Here is a 13,504-nt window from a genome sequence, read left to right on the forward strand (position 1 = left end):
ACAAGTATCTATTGTTTACTCACAGGATGTATAAAAGACATGTTCATGTTAAAATGAAAGGTATGCTATTTTCTTATAGCTGTTATTTCTACCTTTAAAAAAGGAGCATAAACAAATGAATGCACTAAAATCCGCAAACCCTATTACAACGTCATATGATCCATGGGAAGCCTATTTAGATGTAAAGCAGTATGGGCAAATGACGTTAACAAACATAGAATTTACCACAACAACACTTTGTAACATGCGTTGTGAACATTGTGCTGTTGGCTATACACTGCAGCCTAAAGATCCGCAAGCACTTCCGATAGAGCTTTTATTAAAGAGATTAGATGAGGTACCAACCCTGCGTTCTCTCAGTATTACAGGCGGGGAGCCGATGCTTTCCTTGAAATCAGTCGACCAATATGTTGTTCCTCTTTTAAAGTATGCCCACGAACGAGGGGTTCGTACACAAATAAATTCAAATTTGACACTTGATTTGAAACGTTATGAAAAGATTATTCCTTATTTAGATGTTCTACATATCTCACATAACTGGGGCACAGTTGATGAATTTGTTGAAGTTGGTTTTGCTGTAATGGACCGAAAACCAACCTATGAACAACGAGCAAAATTGTTTGAACGAATGATTGAAAATAGCCGTGCTCTTGTAAAAGCCGGAGTAATTGTATCGGCAGAAACGATGTTAAACAAACGAACACTTCCATATATTGAAAAAATCCATAAGCAGGTAGTGGAAGAGATGCATTGTCAGCGTCATGAAATTCATCCCATGTATCCAAGTGATTTTGCGAGTGCATTGGAAACCTTGTCACTTCCTGAAATGCGAAAATCCATTCATCATTTACTTGATACCAGAGATGAAAACACATGGATGCTATTTGGTACATTACCCTTCTACGCTTGCAGTGAAAACCCGGAAGATATCGAACTTATTCAACGCTTAAGAGAAAGTAAAAATGTCACTGTGCGCAATGATCCTGATGGCCGCTCACGCTTAAATGTGAATATTTTTAACGGAGATATTATCGTGACGGATTTCGGTGATACACCTGCTCTTGGAAATATAAAGGATAACACTCTTCAATCCGCCTATTCTAAATGGATGGATTCTACTATAGCAAAATCACTAAACTGTCATTGTCCGGCTGTTCAATGTCTAGGTCCGAATGTACTTGTAAAGAATAGTTATTATCAAGATGTTGACTTTACGAAACGAAAATCCAAGATATAAGGTGGCAAAATGGAAACAATAAAAGAACTGTTGGGATTAAAAGTTGTTCAAATCATACTAGTTGCAGTCATTTTAGTGATAAGTGTGACATTGATTAATTTTATTGTGGGTAAATTTTTTAAGAAAACGAACTTCATCGAAGAACGAAAAGAAAAAACAATCGAAAGCTTGATTCGGTCATTAACCAAATATACCGCTACCATTAGTTTTATTTTGTATCTTCTTTCTCAATTTGTTGATAATTTCGGCTCCATCTTAGCCGGGGCCGGTGTAGCTGGTATCATCATCGGCTTCGGTGCTCAAAGCCTTATTAAAGATATTCTTGCAGGTATGTTTATTATCTATGAAAAACAGCTTCATCAAGGAGATTTTATTACGATAAATAATACGTTTCACGGGACTGTTGAGGAAATCGGCCTTAGGTCATTAAAAATTCGTGAATGGAGCGGAAAGCTCTTAACAATCAGTAATGGTGAAATAAAACAAATTCACAACTACAATATTGACCGGATGCGAGTCATTGAACGTGTTGTTATTAGCTATCGAGAGGATCCGGACATTGTTTGGAAGGTACTTGAGCAAGCTTGTGAAAAGATCAATCAGGAATTTGAATCATGTTTAAAAAGGGATTTGCAAAATGAGATTATTGAGACCTTTCAAGTGTTCGGCATTACATCCCTTAATGGTCAATTTCGCGGCTATGAATACACGATTATCGGTTTAGTTGATGATCAATTTTATTGGAGTACAGCAAAAGGAGCACGGAGAATAATTGCAAAAGCTTTATTTGACGCTAATATTAATCTTGCGGAATCACGAGTCCTTATAAATCAAAAATAGAAAAGCGCAAGCGCCTTGGTCATCGCCGTACAAACTGGAGGAGCATTAACTTATCGTAGGGAGATGATCTGAAGGTTGATAGGCGATAGGCGCTGGCAGTCTAACTACGCGACGTCCTGTCCCAACGATTGCACTTGCACATCCTGTGCTTCGGAGCTAGACACTAAAACTAAGTACAAAATTTTATACTTTCTTACCTGTTGAAAAAGAGCTTTCCAACTAAATTACTTGGAAAGCCCTTTTTTCTTTATCTTGGACGGTCAGATGTGACAAATCCAAATGAAGCATGATCTTGCAGAGGAATCCACGCACCGATTCCTTGTGAAGTGATATTTTTCACCACAATACTTCTCTTATTTCCTTTTAAGACCAGATATACTTCACCATACGTAACTTTTCCTTTTTCATTTACAGCAGGTGCATATGCATAAAGATAACCCAGCTTTTTTGGAGGAACATTATAGACTTGGTCTTTCTTCGTTCCAGCTCCAATAATGGTTTCAAAAGCAAGTGGTAAGTTTGTTTTCTTCATTGCTTTAAGAAGCATCATTTTCTTGACATGTTCTGCTTCAGGAACTTTTGCTGTTAAACCGCCTTTAACAGATTTTTGTGCTTCTTGACGATAACTCATTTGAATTTGTGATTTCCCACCGCGATTATCCTGATAATTTGTATTTATTTTTTGATACTCCCAATTTGTCGCCGTTTCGGATGATTCATAATTCAACGCCCATTCTCCCAAGTAAATGGTTGCACGGTAGCCAAAAGCCAATGGTGCATCAGAGATGGTGGATTCGTTTAAAATACGAATTAAATCAGGGTTTTCAATCGGAACCTCGGCTGTGTCGATCAGTTGCTGTGTTAACTCACTTGGTTGTAAGTAGGGTAAGTCTTGAGTCGGGTTTGGATACGTATTTTCCTTAGATATTTCCATAACAGAGCCGGGAATTTTCGGTTTTTGAGGTTTTCCTTCTGCTAAAACAACACTTGAAAAACTAAATGATAAAAGCAAAACGAAAGAAACGAGCAATCTCTTTTTCATTTTCTTTACTCCCTTCAACATGCTTATCCTTATTGTTTTCAAGTGATCTGCTGTTTATCCAGAAAAATCCCTTCGTTTATTTGGAAGTTTTTTCAACAAATACGTTTATCTTTTCAATAACAAGTCATAGCGGGCTGATATGGGTTTTGAGAACATTTGAATAATCGGACCGATTAAAAATGTGATAATAATTGTTCCTATTCCAATTGGACCTTGAAAGATAAATGCTAATATTAACGCAACGACTTCACCTATTGTTTTGGCAACCATGAAATTAAGAGAAAATCTTTCATGTAAGGAGATCATTAATTGATCAATAGGATTTGCAGGGAACTTTGTTTGCAAGTACATTGAGACGCCAAGAGCGATGAAAAAGATACCTAATAATAAAGAAATAACTTGTTTTAACATTCCATCAAGAAACATGTTTTTAAAAACGACGAGCATCCAAAAATCAACGAAAAAGCCAATTAAAAGAATTGTAATGATGGCTAAAAATTTCGGTTTTCCTTTTGTTATGAAGGCATTTATAAACATCAAGATAACACCGATAACAAATACCCAGCTTCCTACTGTTAGACCAATGACTTTGGAAAGCCCTACATTCAGCGCATCCCATGCTCCTGCTCCTAAATTTGCTTTTATTGTGAACGTCACACCAAGTCCCATAAAAAACAAACCGATTAAATAAAAAAAGACCCTTATTTTCATGATTATGTTTGTTCCTTTCCTATGTAGATGTTAATTAAAATATGAGGACAACCATAACTTTAAAACAATTTCAAAAATAAATAAACAGAAGATTTACAAATTAGCATATATGCTGTAAAATAAAATTATACGAAAGGTATCTGAGTCTTTAATGATGCTTTTTGCAAGCGTTACCAATTTCTCTAGTTATCTGTTTCGTCCTACACAAATTATAAGACTCTGTGTTTTCATACACAGAGTCTCTTTTTTTGATTTAGCCCGGTAGTAAATAAAAGCCAATTCCAATGATAATATATGCCGCTAGTAAGGTCGCCCCTTCAAACCAGTTTGTATCGCCGTCATTTGTGACCGAGATGGTTAAAAAGACAGCTGTTGCCATCGAAATTAACTCTGGTAATGTAAAAACGAGCGGCATGTTCTCTGTAAATAAAAGTGAAATTAATACAAGCAATGGAGCTACAAACATCGCGACCTGTAAAGTTGATCCGACTGCGATTTCTACAGCAATGTTCATTTTGTTTTTATAAGCCATAAGGACTGCTGATGCATGCTCTGCAGCATTACCCACAATGGCAACGATAATCACTCCTATAAATAATTCAGACCATCCAAATCTTTCTCCAACCGTCTCAAATGTATGGACTAAGTTTTCAGATACATATGCAACCGCTACAGTCGCAAGTAACAAAATTGCGATGGCTTTTCCTTTTTTCCACTCAGGCTCCTCATGTCCTCCCACTTCATCTGTTTTTTGCTGATAAACGCCCCTGTGTGTAACCAATTTAAAGAACAATGCTGCTAAATAAAGAATGATTAGTATAATTGAGATTCCAACACTTAAAGAAATTGTACCTGCAGGATCCATTTCTGTTGTAAACACTTCCGGAATAACAAAAGCAACAATGACAGCAAATATTAATAAGCCTGAGTTATGTCTTGCATCATAAATATTAAATTCTTGGCGCTTATATTTAAGGCCCCCGATAAAAAAGCTCAAGCCCGCAACAAGAAGCAGGTTTCCCACGACTGAACCTGTTAATGATGCCAACACAACACCTACAAGTCCGGCCTTTAAGGCAAAAATGGATATAATGAGCTCAACCGCATTCCCAAAGGTTGCATTTAACAGCCCGCCTATTCTTGGACCGGCAACAATCGCCAAACTTTCCGTGGCCCTGCCCATAAATCCTGCAAGAGCAATGATCGTTAAACAATAGACCACAAACATAAGAACCGATGGCCAATGCATCAAACTTCCAGCTATCGATAGAGGCACTCCAATTAATACAAAAATTGTAAAAACACGATTAACCATTAGAACTCTCCATTCCTCAACATAGTTTATGAAGTTATTCTTCACATTAAAGGAAAAAATATCCTTATACTATGAATGAAGTTCCCTATTACTACCCTATTAAAACTTTAGAGTAATTCAAACGTCTCTTCAATTTCGATGCTTCCAGCAACAGATTGTGCCATTGGGCAATTTTTATTTGCTAATACAATCGATTGATGAATTTTCTTTTCATTTAAATTTTGCCCTTTGATTTTATAGTGGATATGTATCTTTTCAATTTGATTTGCTTTTTCTTCATTTCTTTCAACATTTGTTGAGATCGCGATATCCTCTATATCAATTCTCTTTTTCTTTAAAATTTTCCTTAATACACCACCACTGCAAACAACAATGGATGCAACCATTAATTGAAAAGGACGATAACCATACTGTTCGTCACCTGCTACATGAAGCTCGCCAAATTCAGTTGTTGTTGTAAATCCTTCTTCTTCTTTCATTTTAAAATCCATTTTGATTCACCTCATCTTTTTTAGGTTATTGTATCTGAAAACTGTTTTTCATTAAAGGTGTTTGCTCTTGTTAAATTTCCTATTTCAGTATAAAGTATTACTGGCATTTGATGAATTTAGTTCATACGGAAATTGAGGGTTGCATATGAATACTCACCGATTAAGATTTTGGATTTTAGTATCAGTTGTCGGAATATCAGGCTTTAGCCAAGGTATGCTTTTACCGCTTATCGCGGTTATTTTTGAAAATACAGGGTTGTCATCAGATCTTAACGGCCTAAATGCTACTGCACTCTATATCGGCATTTTGTTGGTATCTCCTTTTATGGAATATCCATTAAAGCGATTTGGATATAAACCGATTATTATATTTGGCGGGCTAGTTGTAGCCTTATCACTTGCCCTGTTTCCTTTATGGCAAACATTTTGGTTTTGGTTTTTCCTGAGATTGTTTATCGGAATTGGTGACCATGCCCTACATTTTGCTTCACAAACGTGGATCACTTCATTTTCATCAGAAGAAAAACGCGGGCGCAATATTTCTCTTTACGGTCTTTTCTTTGGGGTTGGTTTTGCAGTAGGGCCTCTTCTCGCTCCATTGGTTACAATAAATGAAGCACTTCCATTTATTATTTCATCGGTTCTTTGCTTTGTTGGCTGGTTGTTAGTATTTTTGTTGAAAAATGATTATCCTGAACAAACAATTGAAGTAAATTCGATGAAAGAAACATTAAAACGATTTAAACAGGCGTGGAAATATAGTTGGGTCGCTTTTTTACCTCCATTTGGCTACGGATTCCTAGAATCCTCTCTCAATGGAAGCTTTCCTGTATATGGATTGCGCATAGGGCTCGAGGTACCAAACATATCTGTTCTCTTATTCACTTTTGCAATAGGGGCGATTATTTTTCAGCTTCCTCTCGGAATTCTTAGTGATAAACTAGGAAGGCGAACAGTATTGATGTCCATTCTTTTCATAGGCTTTTTAAGTTTTACGGCGGCCGGATTTTTAGAGGAGTCACTGATAGCTCTAATGATTTGTTTGTTGATCTCCGGCATGGTTGTTGGATCAACATTTTCATTAGGTATCAGTTATATGACAGATCTTATGCCGAAAAACTTACTTCCTACCGGTAATTTGTTATGCGGAATCGCATTTAGTGTTGGAAGCCTTGCAGGTCCTTATTTTGGCGGACTTTTTATTGAATATACAACGAATATTAGTTATTTTATGATTATTAGTATGATGCTTCTTTTCATAGCGGTTGCTGTAACATTTTCTAAAACAAACAGCATGCCTGCTTCATCTTCGCAAAATGTATCCAGCTGACATAGGTTTATCTATGTCGGCTCTTTGTTGATACTTTGTTGTTTGTAACAAGTATAGAGCAAGTTAATTTTTTCTGCCCAAATAACCTTTATAATAGAAAAAATGATTGAACTGTCTTTGTAATCTGTTATATAATACATATAAATATAATAAGCTGTATCATAACAACAAAAAAGGGAGATGGGATGATGAACAGACAGGAACGAAAGAATATGATTGAATTTATTGAAAGAATGAAGGATATTGATAGGAACTCGTTTCTTTTTATGACAGATGCTGATATCGAACATATTTATAGTGGTATTTATCAAGATTTAATAGAGCATTCAGAGTAACAAAAAGCTGACTGGGATACGAATACCAGTCAGCTTTTTGGTTAATGGTAGCCGTTTTGTCCGTTTGCACTACCACTTGTTTTATGTTTTGGCTTTTGTTTAGAGTTTTGTTTGTTATGGCTTCCGCCTTTTTTTGTATGTTTTGTCATCATAATCCCCACCTTTTGAATAGTAAAGACTTTTGTCTTCTTGATTACTATTCCCTTGATGAGTTTTGACTATGAATGAATTCAATTGGTAACAAAATTAACCGATTGTTCTTCTTTTATATAACATGGCATTTAATTCTCCACCTAAAATAATAATCATTCCAGATAGGTAGAACCAAATCATCAGGACAATAATTCCTCCGATGCTGCCGTATGTTGCACTGTAATTTGCAAAGTTTCCTACATAATAGGAAAATGCTAACGATACGACCATCCAGCCAAGTGTTGCTGCAAAAGCACCAGGTAGTCCATCTTTTATATGTAATCGTTTGTTAGGTGCAACAAAATAAAGAGCTGTAAACACGATGAATAGGATGATACCACTCACAAGCCATCTGAGAGTATTCCATATCGTTAAAAACTCTGCAGAAAATCCGAAATTAGAAAAAATAAATACACCAATTTCCTTCCCAAACACAGGTAATAAAAGTGCTACAATAATGACAAAAACCATGGCAATCGTAAGTAAAATCGCCATTCCCCTAGCAACAATAAACGAACGACTCTCATCTACATCATATGCTTTGTTAAAGGCACGAACAATAGCATTAATTCCGTTAGAAGCAGACCAGAGAGTTGCAATAATACCAAAAGAGAGCAATCCCCCATTTCGATCATTCAAAATTTCATCCAACGTAGTATTGATCAGCTGCATGGATTGCCCGGGAGCAAACTCTTCTATTGTGTTTAGGACCTCGGTTTGTGAAATGGGAAGATATCCTATTAGAGTAATTAAAAAAATAAGGAACGGAAATAGTGATAATAGGAAAAAGTACGATAATTGCGCAGATAATCCTGGCACTTCATCACTTAAAAATCTAGAAACTAACTCCTTTAAAAAAGATCCCTTTTTCAACAAAGAATTCACCTCACGATTAATCTCGTTTTGGAATGAACCGCTCCTTTGTTTCCTGAATTAAGTTCATCACTTGTGGAGTCGTTTCCTTTAACTCCTTCACCTTTTCGTTAATAAATGTAAGATCCTCTGATACCTCTTGAACTGTATCTTTGACAGAATCAATTGTTTCTCTCACTTCATTCGTCAGGACCGTTGGATCCTCTACATACCCTTTAATCTTAGATGATACATTTTTACTTGTTGTGATCACATCATCACGAGTTTTTTTGTCAAGCAATGAAACAACTGCTCCTACTATAGCTCCAACCAACATTCCTCTTACCAGTTTATTGCCGTTTGTCATAAAACATGTCCCCCTACTAAAGTTTATGTACTTGTTTGATCTCATTTAACAAGTTCACACAGCTTTTACTAACCATTTCATAAACCTCATCAAAGTTCCTTGTGTAATAAGGATCAGGTACATCAGCTACGGGAGAGTCTTCAAGGTAATCAAGGAGCCTTTGGATTGTACCGGATTTTTGATAACCGGCTAGACGTCTAATATTCCCTACATTTTCAGAATCCATGCCGATTAAATAATCATATTGAGTTAAATCTTCTGCTATTAATTGTCTTGCTTTTTGACCTTTATAAGATATGTTATAACGATCTAAAATGCGACGCGTCCCCTCATGAGGAGATTTTCCGACATGCCAATTTCCAGTACCGGCAGAGTCAATGATCACTTTGTCCTCTAAGCCTTCTTTCCTTACCAAATCCCTCATTACCGCTTCTACCATTGGTGAACGACAGATATTTCCTAAGCATATAAATAAAACTTTTACCATGATATCCTCCTGCGTATAGTTTCTTGATCATATTATAATATGTTTCAAGGAGATCATGAAGTTTTTGAATGCTTAATATCTTTTCATGTTAAAATAGACAGTAATTAGCTTGAGAAAGGATGAAGGGCATGAATCTTACTGAAAAGTCGGTAGAAAATGTTGAATACATGATTGAACAAATTAAAGAAAAACTTAGAGTTTTAAACTTAGGAGCCATCAAACCTTCTCACTTTGACGAAGAAATGTATGAAGAGCTAAAGGATATTTATGAACATGTTATGAAACGAAACTCTTTTAGCCCAAATGAAATGCAAGCCATCGCTGAAGAGCTTGGCAACCTTAGAAAAGCGTAAGGGCCTTAGTCAGCATAGGGCTGGGCGCTGGAGCTAGACACTAAAACTAAGTACAGAATTTTATATTTTCTTACCTTGTTAGAAAAGGATCATAAAATGATTCTTCCCCCCTTCTTACTTACATATGAATGTAAATAAGGAGGGGGATTTTTATGCTTAGCTGGTGGTTAGGAACACTCAGTATATGTGGATTCCTCGTCGTCGCCATTGTACTTGTTTTATATGCCTTAAAAGGTGCCGTAAATGCAGAAGACTCCAATCGTATCGACCCATTGCCTTCTGACGATGAAATAGAAAAATAGGTTGTTTTTAGGCTGTCTCTTTTTAGAGACAGCCCTTGTTCATTCTTTAAACAAACGTTTAATTAGCTAATAGCTTTAATGATTCTCTCGTAAATGCAGGTAAATCCTCAGGTGTCCGACTAGTCACTAATTGATTCTGACATACAACAACCTCTTTATCATGAAAATTTGCACCCGCATTTTTCAGATCAACCTGAATGGATTTATAGCCTGTCACATCTCGTCCCTCCAAGGTTTCAGCTGTAATGAGCAGCTGTGGACCGTGACAAATTGCAAATACCGGTTTTTCCGCATTCATAAACTCTTTTACGAAATTCACAAAACGATCATCTGCTCTTAAAATGTCAGGGGAGAAACCTCCTGGTATAAATAACGCATCAAATTCATTTGGCTGCACTTCATCAATACCTGCATCGATTTCTACCTTTGCTTCTCCTTGTTTTCCTTCAACTGTTTTCCCTTTTTCTTTTTCAATCGTTGTCAGAGTATGGCCAGCTTCTTCAAAGGCTTTCGCTGGTTCAGTATACTCGGAATCTTCAAAAGAACTAGTTAACACGACAGCAATTTTTTTTGACATACTATGCATCCTCCTTCAATTTTTGTATATATCATCAATACCCGGACAAGCCGAGGTTAAACTTTTTATACATAAAATTCACTTAATAAATATTTTTATAAAAAGTAGTTCTCGTTTCCCATATTTTTAATATATTTATCATTGAAAGCGCTTTCCGATAATTGCAAGAGGGGGGAAATAGTTATGAGATTTACAAGAGTATTAGGATTAATTTTTGGATTGATTATGATTTTTGCTTTACTTGCGGCTTGTAGTAATGAAGTAAAGCCGCCTGCTACAACTGATACAACAACTGAAAAGCCGGGAACAAAAGAAGAAGATACTTCAAAGGGTTCAACTCCAAGAAATGAAACACTATATGTAAATGGATTACAGTGGGGACCTCCTTCAACATTTAGTCCATTAGGCGGGAATCCATCATTCCCTATTGCTTATGCAAACTCAAGATCACTCGTTTATGAAAATCTGTTTATGATTAACATGCTTGATGGTGCATTGGAGCCTTTACTTGGTACAAGTTATGAATGGACAAATGATACAACGCTTCACATTGAGCTTAATCCAGATGCAAAGTGGAATGATGGAGAAGCCTTCACGTCTGAAGATGTGGTTTATTCGTACGAGCTTGGAAACAAATATCCTATTTCCTGGAGTAATTTCTGGGAAGCGATTGAAAGTGTTGAAGCTGTCGGTGAGAATGCTGTCAATATTAACTTAAAACAAGATAATCCTAATCGACTCACTGTTTTAGACAGTCTTCAATTAGTACCTATGATGCCAAAGCATGTTTGGGAAGAAATTGAAAAAACACATAACAATGACATAGCTGCTATTCGTGAGGAAGTAAATCCTGAGCCTGTTGGAACAGGTCCTTACAAAATGCATACATTTGATAACCAAAAAATTACGTTAATACGAGATGACAATTATTGGGGTCAACAGCTATTTGGAGGTTTACCGGCACCTAAATATATAAGCCATGTTATTTATAAAGATAATGCTGCCGGATCACTTGCCTTCAGTAAAGGTGAAGTAGATGTATCTCAACAATTCATTCCACAAGTGTGGAAAATGTGGGAAGACGGAGCCCCAATTAAAACATACTTAGAAGACAAACCATACTATCTGCCTGGTTCAATGCCATCGATCTTCTTTAATACAACGAAGGAAGGCCTTGATAATCCTGATGTTAGAAGAGCGATTGCGATGGCAATTGATTACGATAAAATTTCTGAATTAGCGATGAGTGGATATTCCGGTGAAATGAAGCCATCCATTACCCTGGATACACCTTCCGAGTCAAAATTCGTTGATCAGGAAGCAATCAAATCTCTTCAATGGACAACAGATGTGGATGGTGCTAATAAGTTGCTTGACAGTATCGGAGCTAAAAAAGGTGCTGACGGCATACGTGTCCTTGATGGAGTAAGACTTGGACCTTGGGATATTGAAGCTCCATATGGTTGGTCAGATTGGAATGCTTCTCTTGAGATCGTCGCACAAAACGCGAAAGCGATCGGTATTGAAATTAGAACAAACTTCCCTGAAGCTCCGGTGTGGACAAATAACCGCCAAACAGGAAAATTCGATATTATCATGGATACCCCTGCCGGTGCTGTAAGCCCGAGCCAACCTTGGAACAGAGCAAGAACCATCATGTATTCTGAAGGTGTTGCCCCAATTGGTGAGATGGCATTTTGGAACTGGGGAAGATATAAAAATGAAAAAGCTGATGAGTTAATTAAAGAAATTCCTACTGTTACAGACGAAGCCAAACTAAAAGAAATGTATACAGAGCTTACGAAGATTTATTTAGAAGACGTTCCAACTATTCCGCTCATGTACAGACCTTGGGTATTCCATACAGTGAACGAATCAGTATGGGAAGGTTTTGCAACTGATGGAGACGGAAGCAATATTCCTCCACAAATTTCAATAGACGGAGCGGGAATAAAAGATCTCTATCAAATTAAGAATAAATAGTTTCCTATCAGAAAGATAGTTGGGGGACATTCCCCCAACTTTCAATTAGAAACATTCATATGGGGGTGCAGAACATACATGAACGCTTATCGGAAATTTTTCTTTAAAAAGTCCCTCTGGTATTTAGTGACACTCATTATTGCCGTAGCATTAAACTTTCTCTTACCAAGACTCATTGATGGCAACCCTGTCAGTGTAATCGCTGGCCAAATGACACAAGGAATGACTGACAGTGATTCCATAAAAAAAGTGTATGATACCTTTGCCGAGGAGTTTGGAATTGATAAACCATTATGGCAGCAATTTTTCATTTACTTAGGAAATCTTGTGAAGGGTGATTTGGGAACCTCATTTGGGCTTTATCCAACACCTGTCACATCCATTCTTGCATCAGCTGTACCTTGGACATTGGCCTTACAACTTCCTGCCATTCTAGTTGGGTGGATAATCGGAAATGCCTTAGGAGCTATTGCTGCTTATAGAAAAGGCATCTTTGATAAAGTACTCTTTCCGACATTCCTGTTTATTAATTCTATTCCATTCTTTATCCTTGCGATCATTATGCTGTATATCTTCGGATTAACTCTTAATTGGTTCCCTACATCTGGCGGATACAATTATCAAATGACACCAAACTTAAGTTTTGAATTTATCGGATCTGTAATAAGCCATCACTTTCTTCCGTTCCTATCAATTGTTTTAGTCACAATTGGTGGTCAAGCTATCGGAATGAGAGAGATGTCTATTTATGAATTAAACACAGATTATGTGCTTTATAGCAAATTATTAGGAATAAAAGATTCCACGATTGCTAGATATGTATTTAAAAACGCAATGCTTCCGCAGATTACAGGTCTGGCATTATCAATTGGTACGATGATTGGCGGATCGTTAATTACAGAAATTGTCTTTAGTTATCCCGGCATTGGGACATGGCTATTTACAGCCATTCGCCAACTGGATTACCCGCTCATCTCAGGTGCAACTCTCTTAATCGCGATTTCTGTTCTTTTAGCGAACTTTACCATTGAGATCATCTATGGCTTAGTTGATCCAAGAATCAAAGCGACACAAATGGAGGAAGAATAAT

16 protein-coding genes are annotated in these 13,504 nt (G+C 36.8%); 8 read left to right on the top strand and 8 right to left on the bottom strand.

What is annotated here, in order from left to right; translation table 11 throughout:
• The first annotated feature begins 115 nt into the window (after positions 1-115).
• Positions 116-1,237: a radical SAM/CxCxxxxC motif protein YfkAB gene (yfkAB, locus tag LC095_RS13125; protein WP_226528577.1), complete on the top strand. Its 1,122-nt coding sequence runs from the start codon at positions 116-118 to the stop codon at positions 1,235-1,237.
• 9 nt (positions 1,238-1,246) lie between these two features.
• Positions 1,247-2,077: a mechanosensitive ion channel family protein gene (locus LC095_RS13130; protein WP_226528578.1), complete on the top strand. Its 831-nt coding sequence runs from the start codon at positions 1,247-1,249 to the stop codon at positions 2,075-2,077.
• A 247-nt stretch (positions 2,078-2,324) separates the two neighbouring features.
• On the opposite strand, the gene LC095_RS13135 is transcribed toward LC095_RS13130, so the two are convergent.
• The 4 genes from LC095_RS13135 to LC095_RS13150 all read right to left on the bottom strand — a co-directional run bounded on the left by LC095_RS13135 (position 2,325) and on the right by LC095_RS13150 (position 5,636).
• Positions 2,325-3,119, bottom strand: a complete 795-nt coding sequence (locus LC095_RS13135) for a YfkD famly protein (RefSeq protein WP_026561918.1) — start codon at positions 3,117-3,119, stop codon at positions 2,325-2,327.
• Positions 3,120-3,224: 105 nt separating this feature from the next.
• Positions 3,225-3,830 (bottom strand): YczE/YyaS/YitT family protein, encoded by a 606-nt coding sequence (locus LC095_RS13140; RefSeq protein ID WP_226528579.1) that lies wholly within the window; start codon positions 3,828-3,830, stop codon positions 3,225-3,227.
• Positions 3,831-4,083: 253 nt separating this feature from the next.
• Positions 4,084-5,145, bottom strand: a complete 1,062-nt coding sequence (gene cax / locus LC095_RS13145) for a calcium/proton exchanger (protein ID WP_226528580.1) — start codon at positions 5,143-5,145, stop codon at positions 4,084-4,086.
• Positions 5,146-5,252: 107 nt separating this feature from the next.
• Positions 5,253-5,636, bottom strand: coding sequence for an OsmC family protein (locus LC095_RS13150; RefSeq protein WP_226528581.1), 384 nt, complete (start codon positions 5,634-5,636; stop codon positions 5,253-5,255).
• Between the two features lie 145 nt (positions 5,637-5,781).
• Between LC095_RS13150 and LC095_RS13155 the strand changes: the two genes are divergently transcribed.
• Both LC095_RS13155 and LC095_RS13160 read left to right on the top strand, forming a co-directional pair.
• Complete coding sequence (locus tag LC095_RS13155; RefSeq protein WP_226528582.1) at positions 5,782-6,966, top strand: MFS transporter; 1,185 nt, start codon at positions 5,782-5,784, stop codon at positions 6,964-6,966.
• 188 nt (positions 6,967-7,154) lie between these two features.
• Positions 7,155-7,301, top strand: coding sequence for a BH0509 family protein (locus LC095_RS13160; RefSeq protein WP_216775834.1), 147 nt, complete (start codon positions 7,155-7,157; stop codon positions 7,299-7,301).
• A gap of 246 nt (positions 7,302-7,547) precedes the next feature.
• Here LC095_RS13160 and LC095_RS13165 read toward each other — a convergent pair whose 3' ends face one another.
• The 3 genes from LC095_RS13165 to LC095_RS13175 are packed head-to-tail and all read right to left on the bottom strand — an operon-like array spanning position 7,548 to position 9,199.
• Positions 7,548-8,369 (bottom strand): YihY/virulence factor BrkB family protein, encoded by an 822-nt coding sequence (locus tag LC095_RS13165; protein ID WP_226528583.1) that lies wholly within the window; start codon positions 8,367-8,369, stop codon positions 7,548-7,550.
• A 16-nt stretch (positions 8,370-8,385) separates the two neighbouring features.
• Positions 8,386-8,712, bottom strand: coding sequence for a YtxH domain-containing protein (locus tag LC095_RS13170; protein WP_226528584.1), 327 nt, complete (start codon positions 8,710-8,712; stop codon positions 8,386-8,388).
• A gap of 16 nt (positions 8,713-8,728) precedes the next feature.
• Positions 8,729-9,199, bottom strand: a complete 471-nt coding sequence (locus tag LC095_RS13175; RefSeq protein WP_226528585.1) for a low molecular weight protein-tyrosine-phosphatase — start codon at positions 9,197-9,199, stop codon at positions 8,729-8,731.
• A 128-nt stretch (positions 9,200-9,327) separates the two neighbouring features.
• Here LC095_RS13175 and LC095_RS13180 point away from each other — a divergent pair, with 128 nt between their 5' ends.
• Both LC095_RS13180 and LC095_RS13185 read left to right on the top strand, forming a co-directional pair.
• Complete coding sequence (locus tag LC095_RS13180) at positions 9,328-9,552, top strand: DUF1128 domain-containing protein (protein ID WP_026561926.1); 225 nt, start codon at positions 9,328-9,330, stop codon at positions 9,550-9,552.
• 152 nt (positions 9,553-9,704) lie between these two features.
• Positions 9,705-9,854: a hypothetical protein gene (locus tag LC095_RS13185; protein ID WP_169908242.1), complete on the top strand. Its 150-nt coding sequence runs from the start codon at positions 9,705-9,707 to the stop codon at positions 9,852-9,854.
• 58 nt (positions 9,855-9,912) lie between these two features.
• Here the strand turns inward: LC095_RS13185 and LC095_RS13190 are convergent, their stop codons facing one another.
• Complete coding sequence (locus LC095_RS13190) at positions 9,913-10,431, bottom strand: type 1 glutamine amidotransferase domain-containing protein (RefSeq protein WP_226528586.1); 519 nt, start codon at positions 10,429-10,431, stop codon at positions 9,913-9,915.
• Positions 10,432-10,614: 183 nt separating this feature from the next.
• Between LC095_RS13190 and LC095_RS13195 the strand changes: the two genes are divergently transcribed.
• Positions 10,615-12,414, top strand: coding sequence for an ABC transporter substrate-binding protein (locus LC095_RS13195; protein ID WP_226528587.1), 1,800 nt, complete (start codon positions 10,615-10,617; stop codon positions 12,412-12,414).
• A 78-nt stretch (positions 12,415-12,492) separates the two neighbouring features.
• The gene (locus tag LC095_RS13200) at positions 12,493-13,503 is read left to right on the top strand and encodes an ABC transporter permease (RefSeq protein ID WP_026561929.1); all 1,011 of its coding nucleotides are present in this window, start codon (positions 12,493-12,495) and stop codon (positions 13,501-13,503) included.
• Position 13,504: the final 1 nt, after the last annotated feature.

The organism is Metabacillus niabensis (assembly GCF_020524345.1).
GTDB lineage: Bacteria > Bacillota > Bacilli > Bacillales > Bacillaceae > Metabacillus > Metabacillus niabensis_B.

Excerpts from the sequence above, each read along its gene's own strand:
- yfkAB (WP_226528577.1), top strand. The coding sequence starts at position 116 with ATGAATGCACTAAAATCCGCAAACCCTATTACAACGTCATATGATCCA.
- LC095_RS13130 (WP_226528578.1), top strand. The coding sequence starts at position 1,247 with ATGGAAACAATAAAAGAACTGTTGGGATTAAAAGTTGTTCAAATCATA.
- LC095_RS13135 (WP_026561918.1), bottom strand. The coding sequence starts at position 3,119 with ATGAAAAAGAGATTGCTCGTTTCTTTCGTTTTGCTTTTATCATTTAGT.
- LC095_RS13140 (WP_226528579.1), bottom strand. The coding sequence starts at position 3,830 with ATGAAAATAAGGGTCTTTTTTTATTTAATCGGTTTGTTTTTTATGGGA.
- cax (WP_226528580.1), bottom strand. The coding sequence starts at position 5,145 with ATGGTTAATCGTGTTTTTACAATTTTTGTATTAATTGGAGTGCCTCTA.
- LC095_RS13150 (WP_226528581.1), bottom strand. The coding sequence starts at position 5,636 with ATGGATTTTAAAATGAAAGAAGAAGAAGGATTTACAACAACAACTGAA.
- LC095_RS13155 (WP_226528582.1), top strand. The coding sequence starts at position 5,782 with ATGAATACTCACCGATTAAGATTTTGGATTTTAGTATCAGTTGTCGGA.
- LC095_RS13160 (WP_216775834.1), top strand. The coding sequence starts at position 7,155 with ATGAACAGACAGGAACGAAAGAATATGATTGAATTTATTGAAAGAATG.
- LC095_RS13170 (WP_226528584.1), bottom strand. The coding sequence starts at position 8,712 with ATGACAAACGGCAATAAACTGGTAAGAGGAATGTTGGTTGGAGCTATA.
- LC095_RS13175 (WP_226528585.1), bottom strand. The coding sequence starts at position 9,199 with ATGGTAAAAGTTTTATTTATATGCTTAGGAAATATCTGTCGTTCACCA.
- LC095_RS13180 (WP_026561926.1), top strand. The coding sequence starts at position 9,328 with ATGAATCTTACTGAAAAGTCGGTAGAAAATGTTGAATACATGATTGAA.
- LC095_RS13185 (WP_169908242.1), top strand. The coding sequence starts at position 9,705 with ATGCTTAGCTGGTGGTTAGGAACACTCAGTATATGTGGATTCCTCGTC.
- LC095_RS13190 (WP_226528586.1), bottom strand. The coding sequence starts at position 10,431 with ATGTCAAAAAAAATTGCTGTCGTGTTAACTAGTTCTTTTGAAGATTCC.
- LC095_RS13195 (WP_226528587.1), top strand. The coding sequence starts at position 10,615 with ATGAGATTTACAAGAGTATTAGGATTAATTTTTGGATTGATTATGATT.
- LC095_RS13200 (WP_026561929.1), top strand. The coding sequence starts at position 12,493 with ATGAACGCTTATCGGAAATTTTTCTTTAAAAAGTCCCTCTGGTATTTA.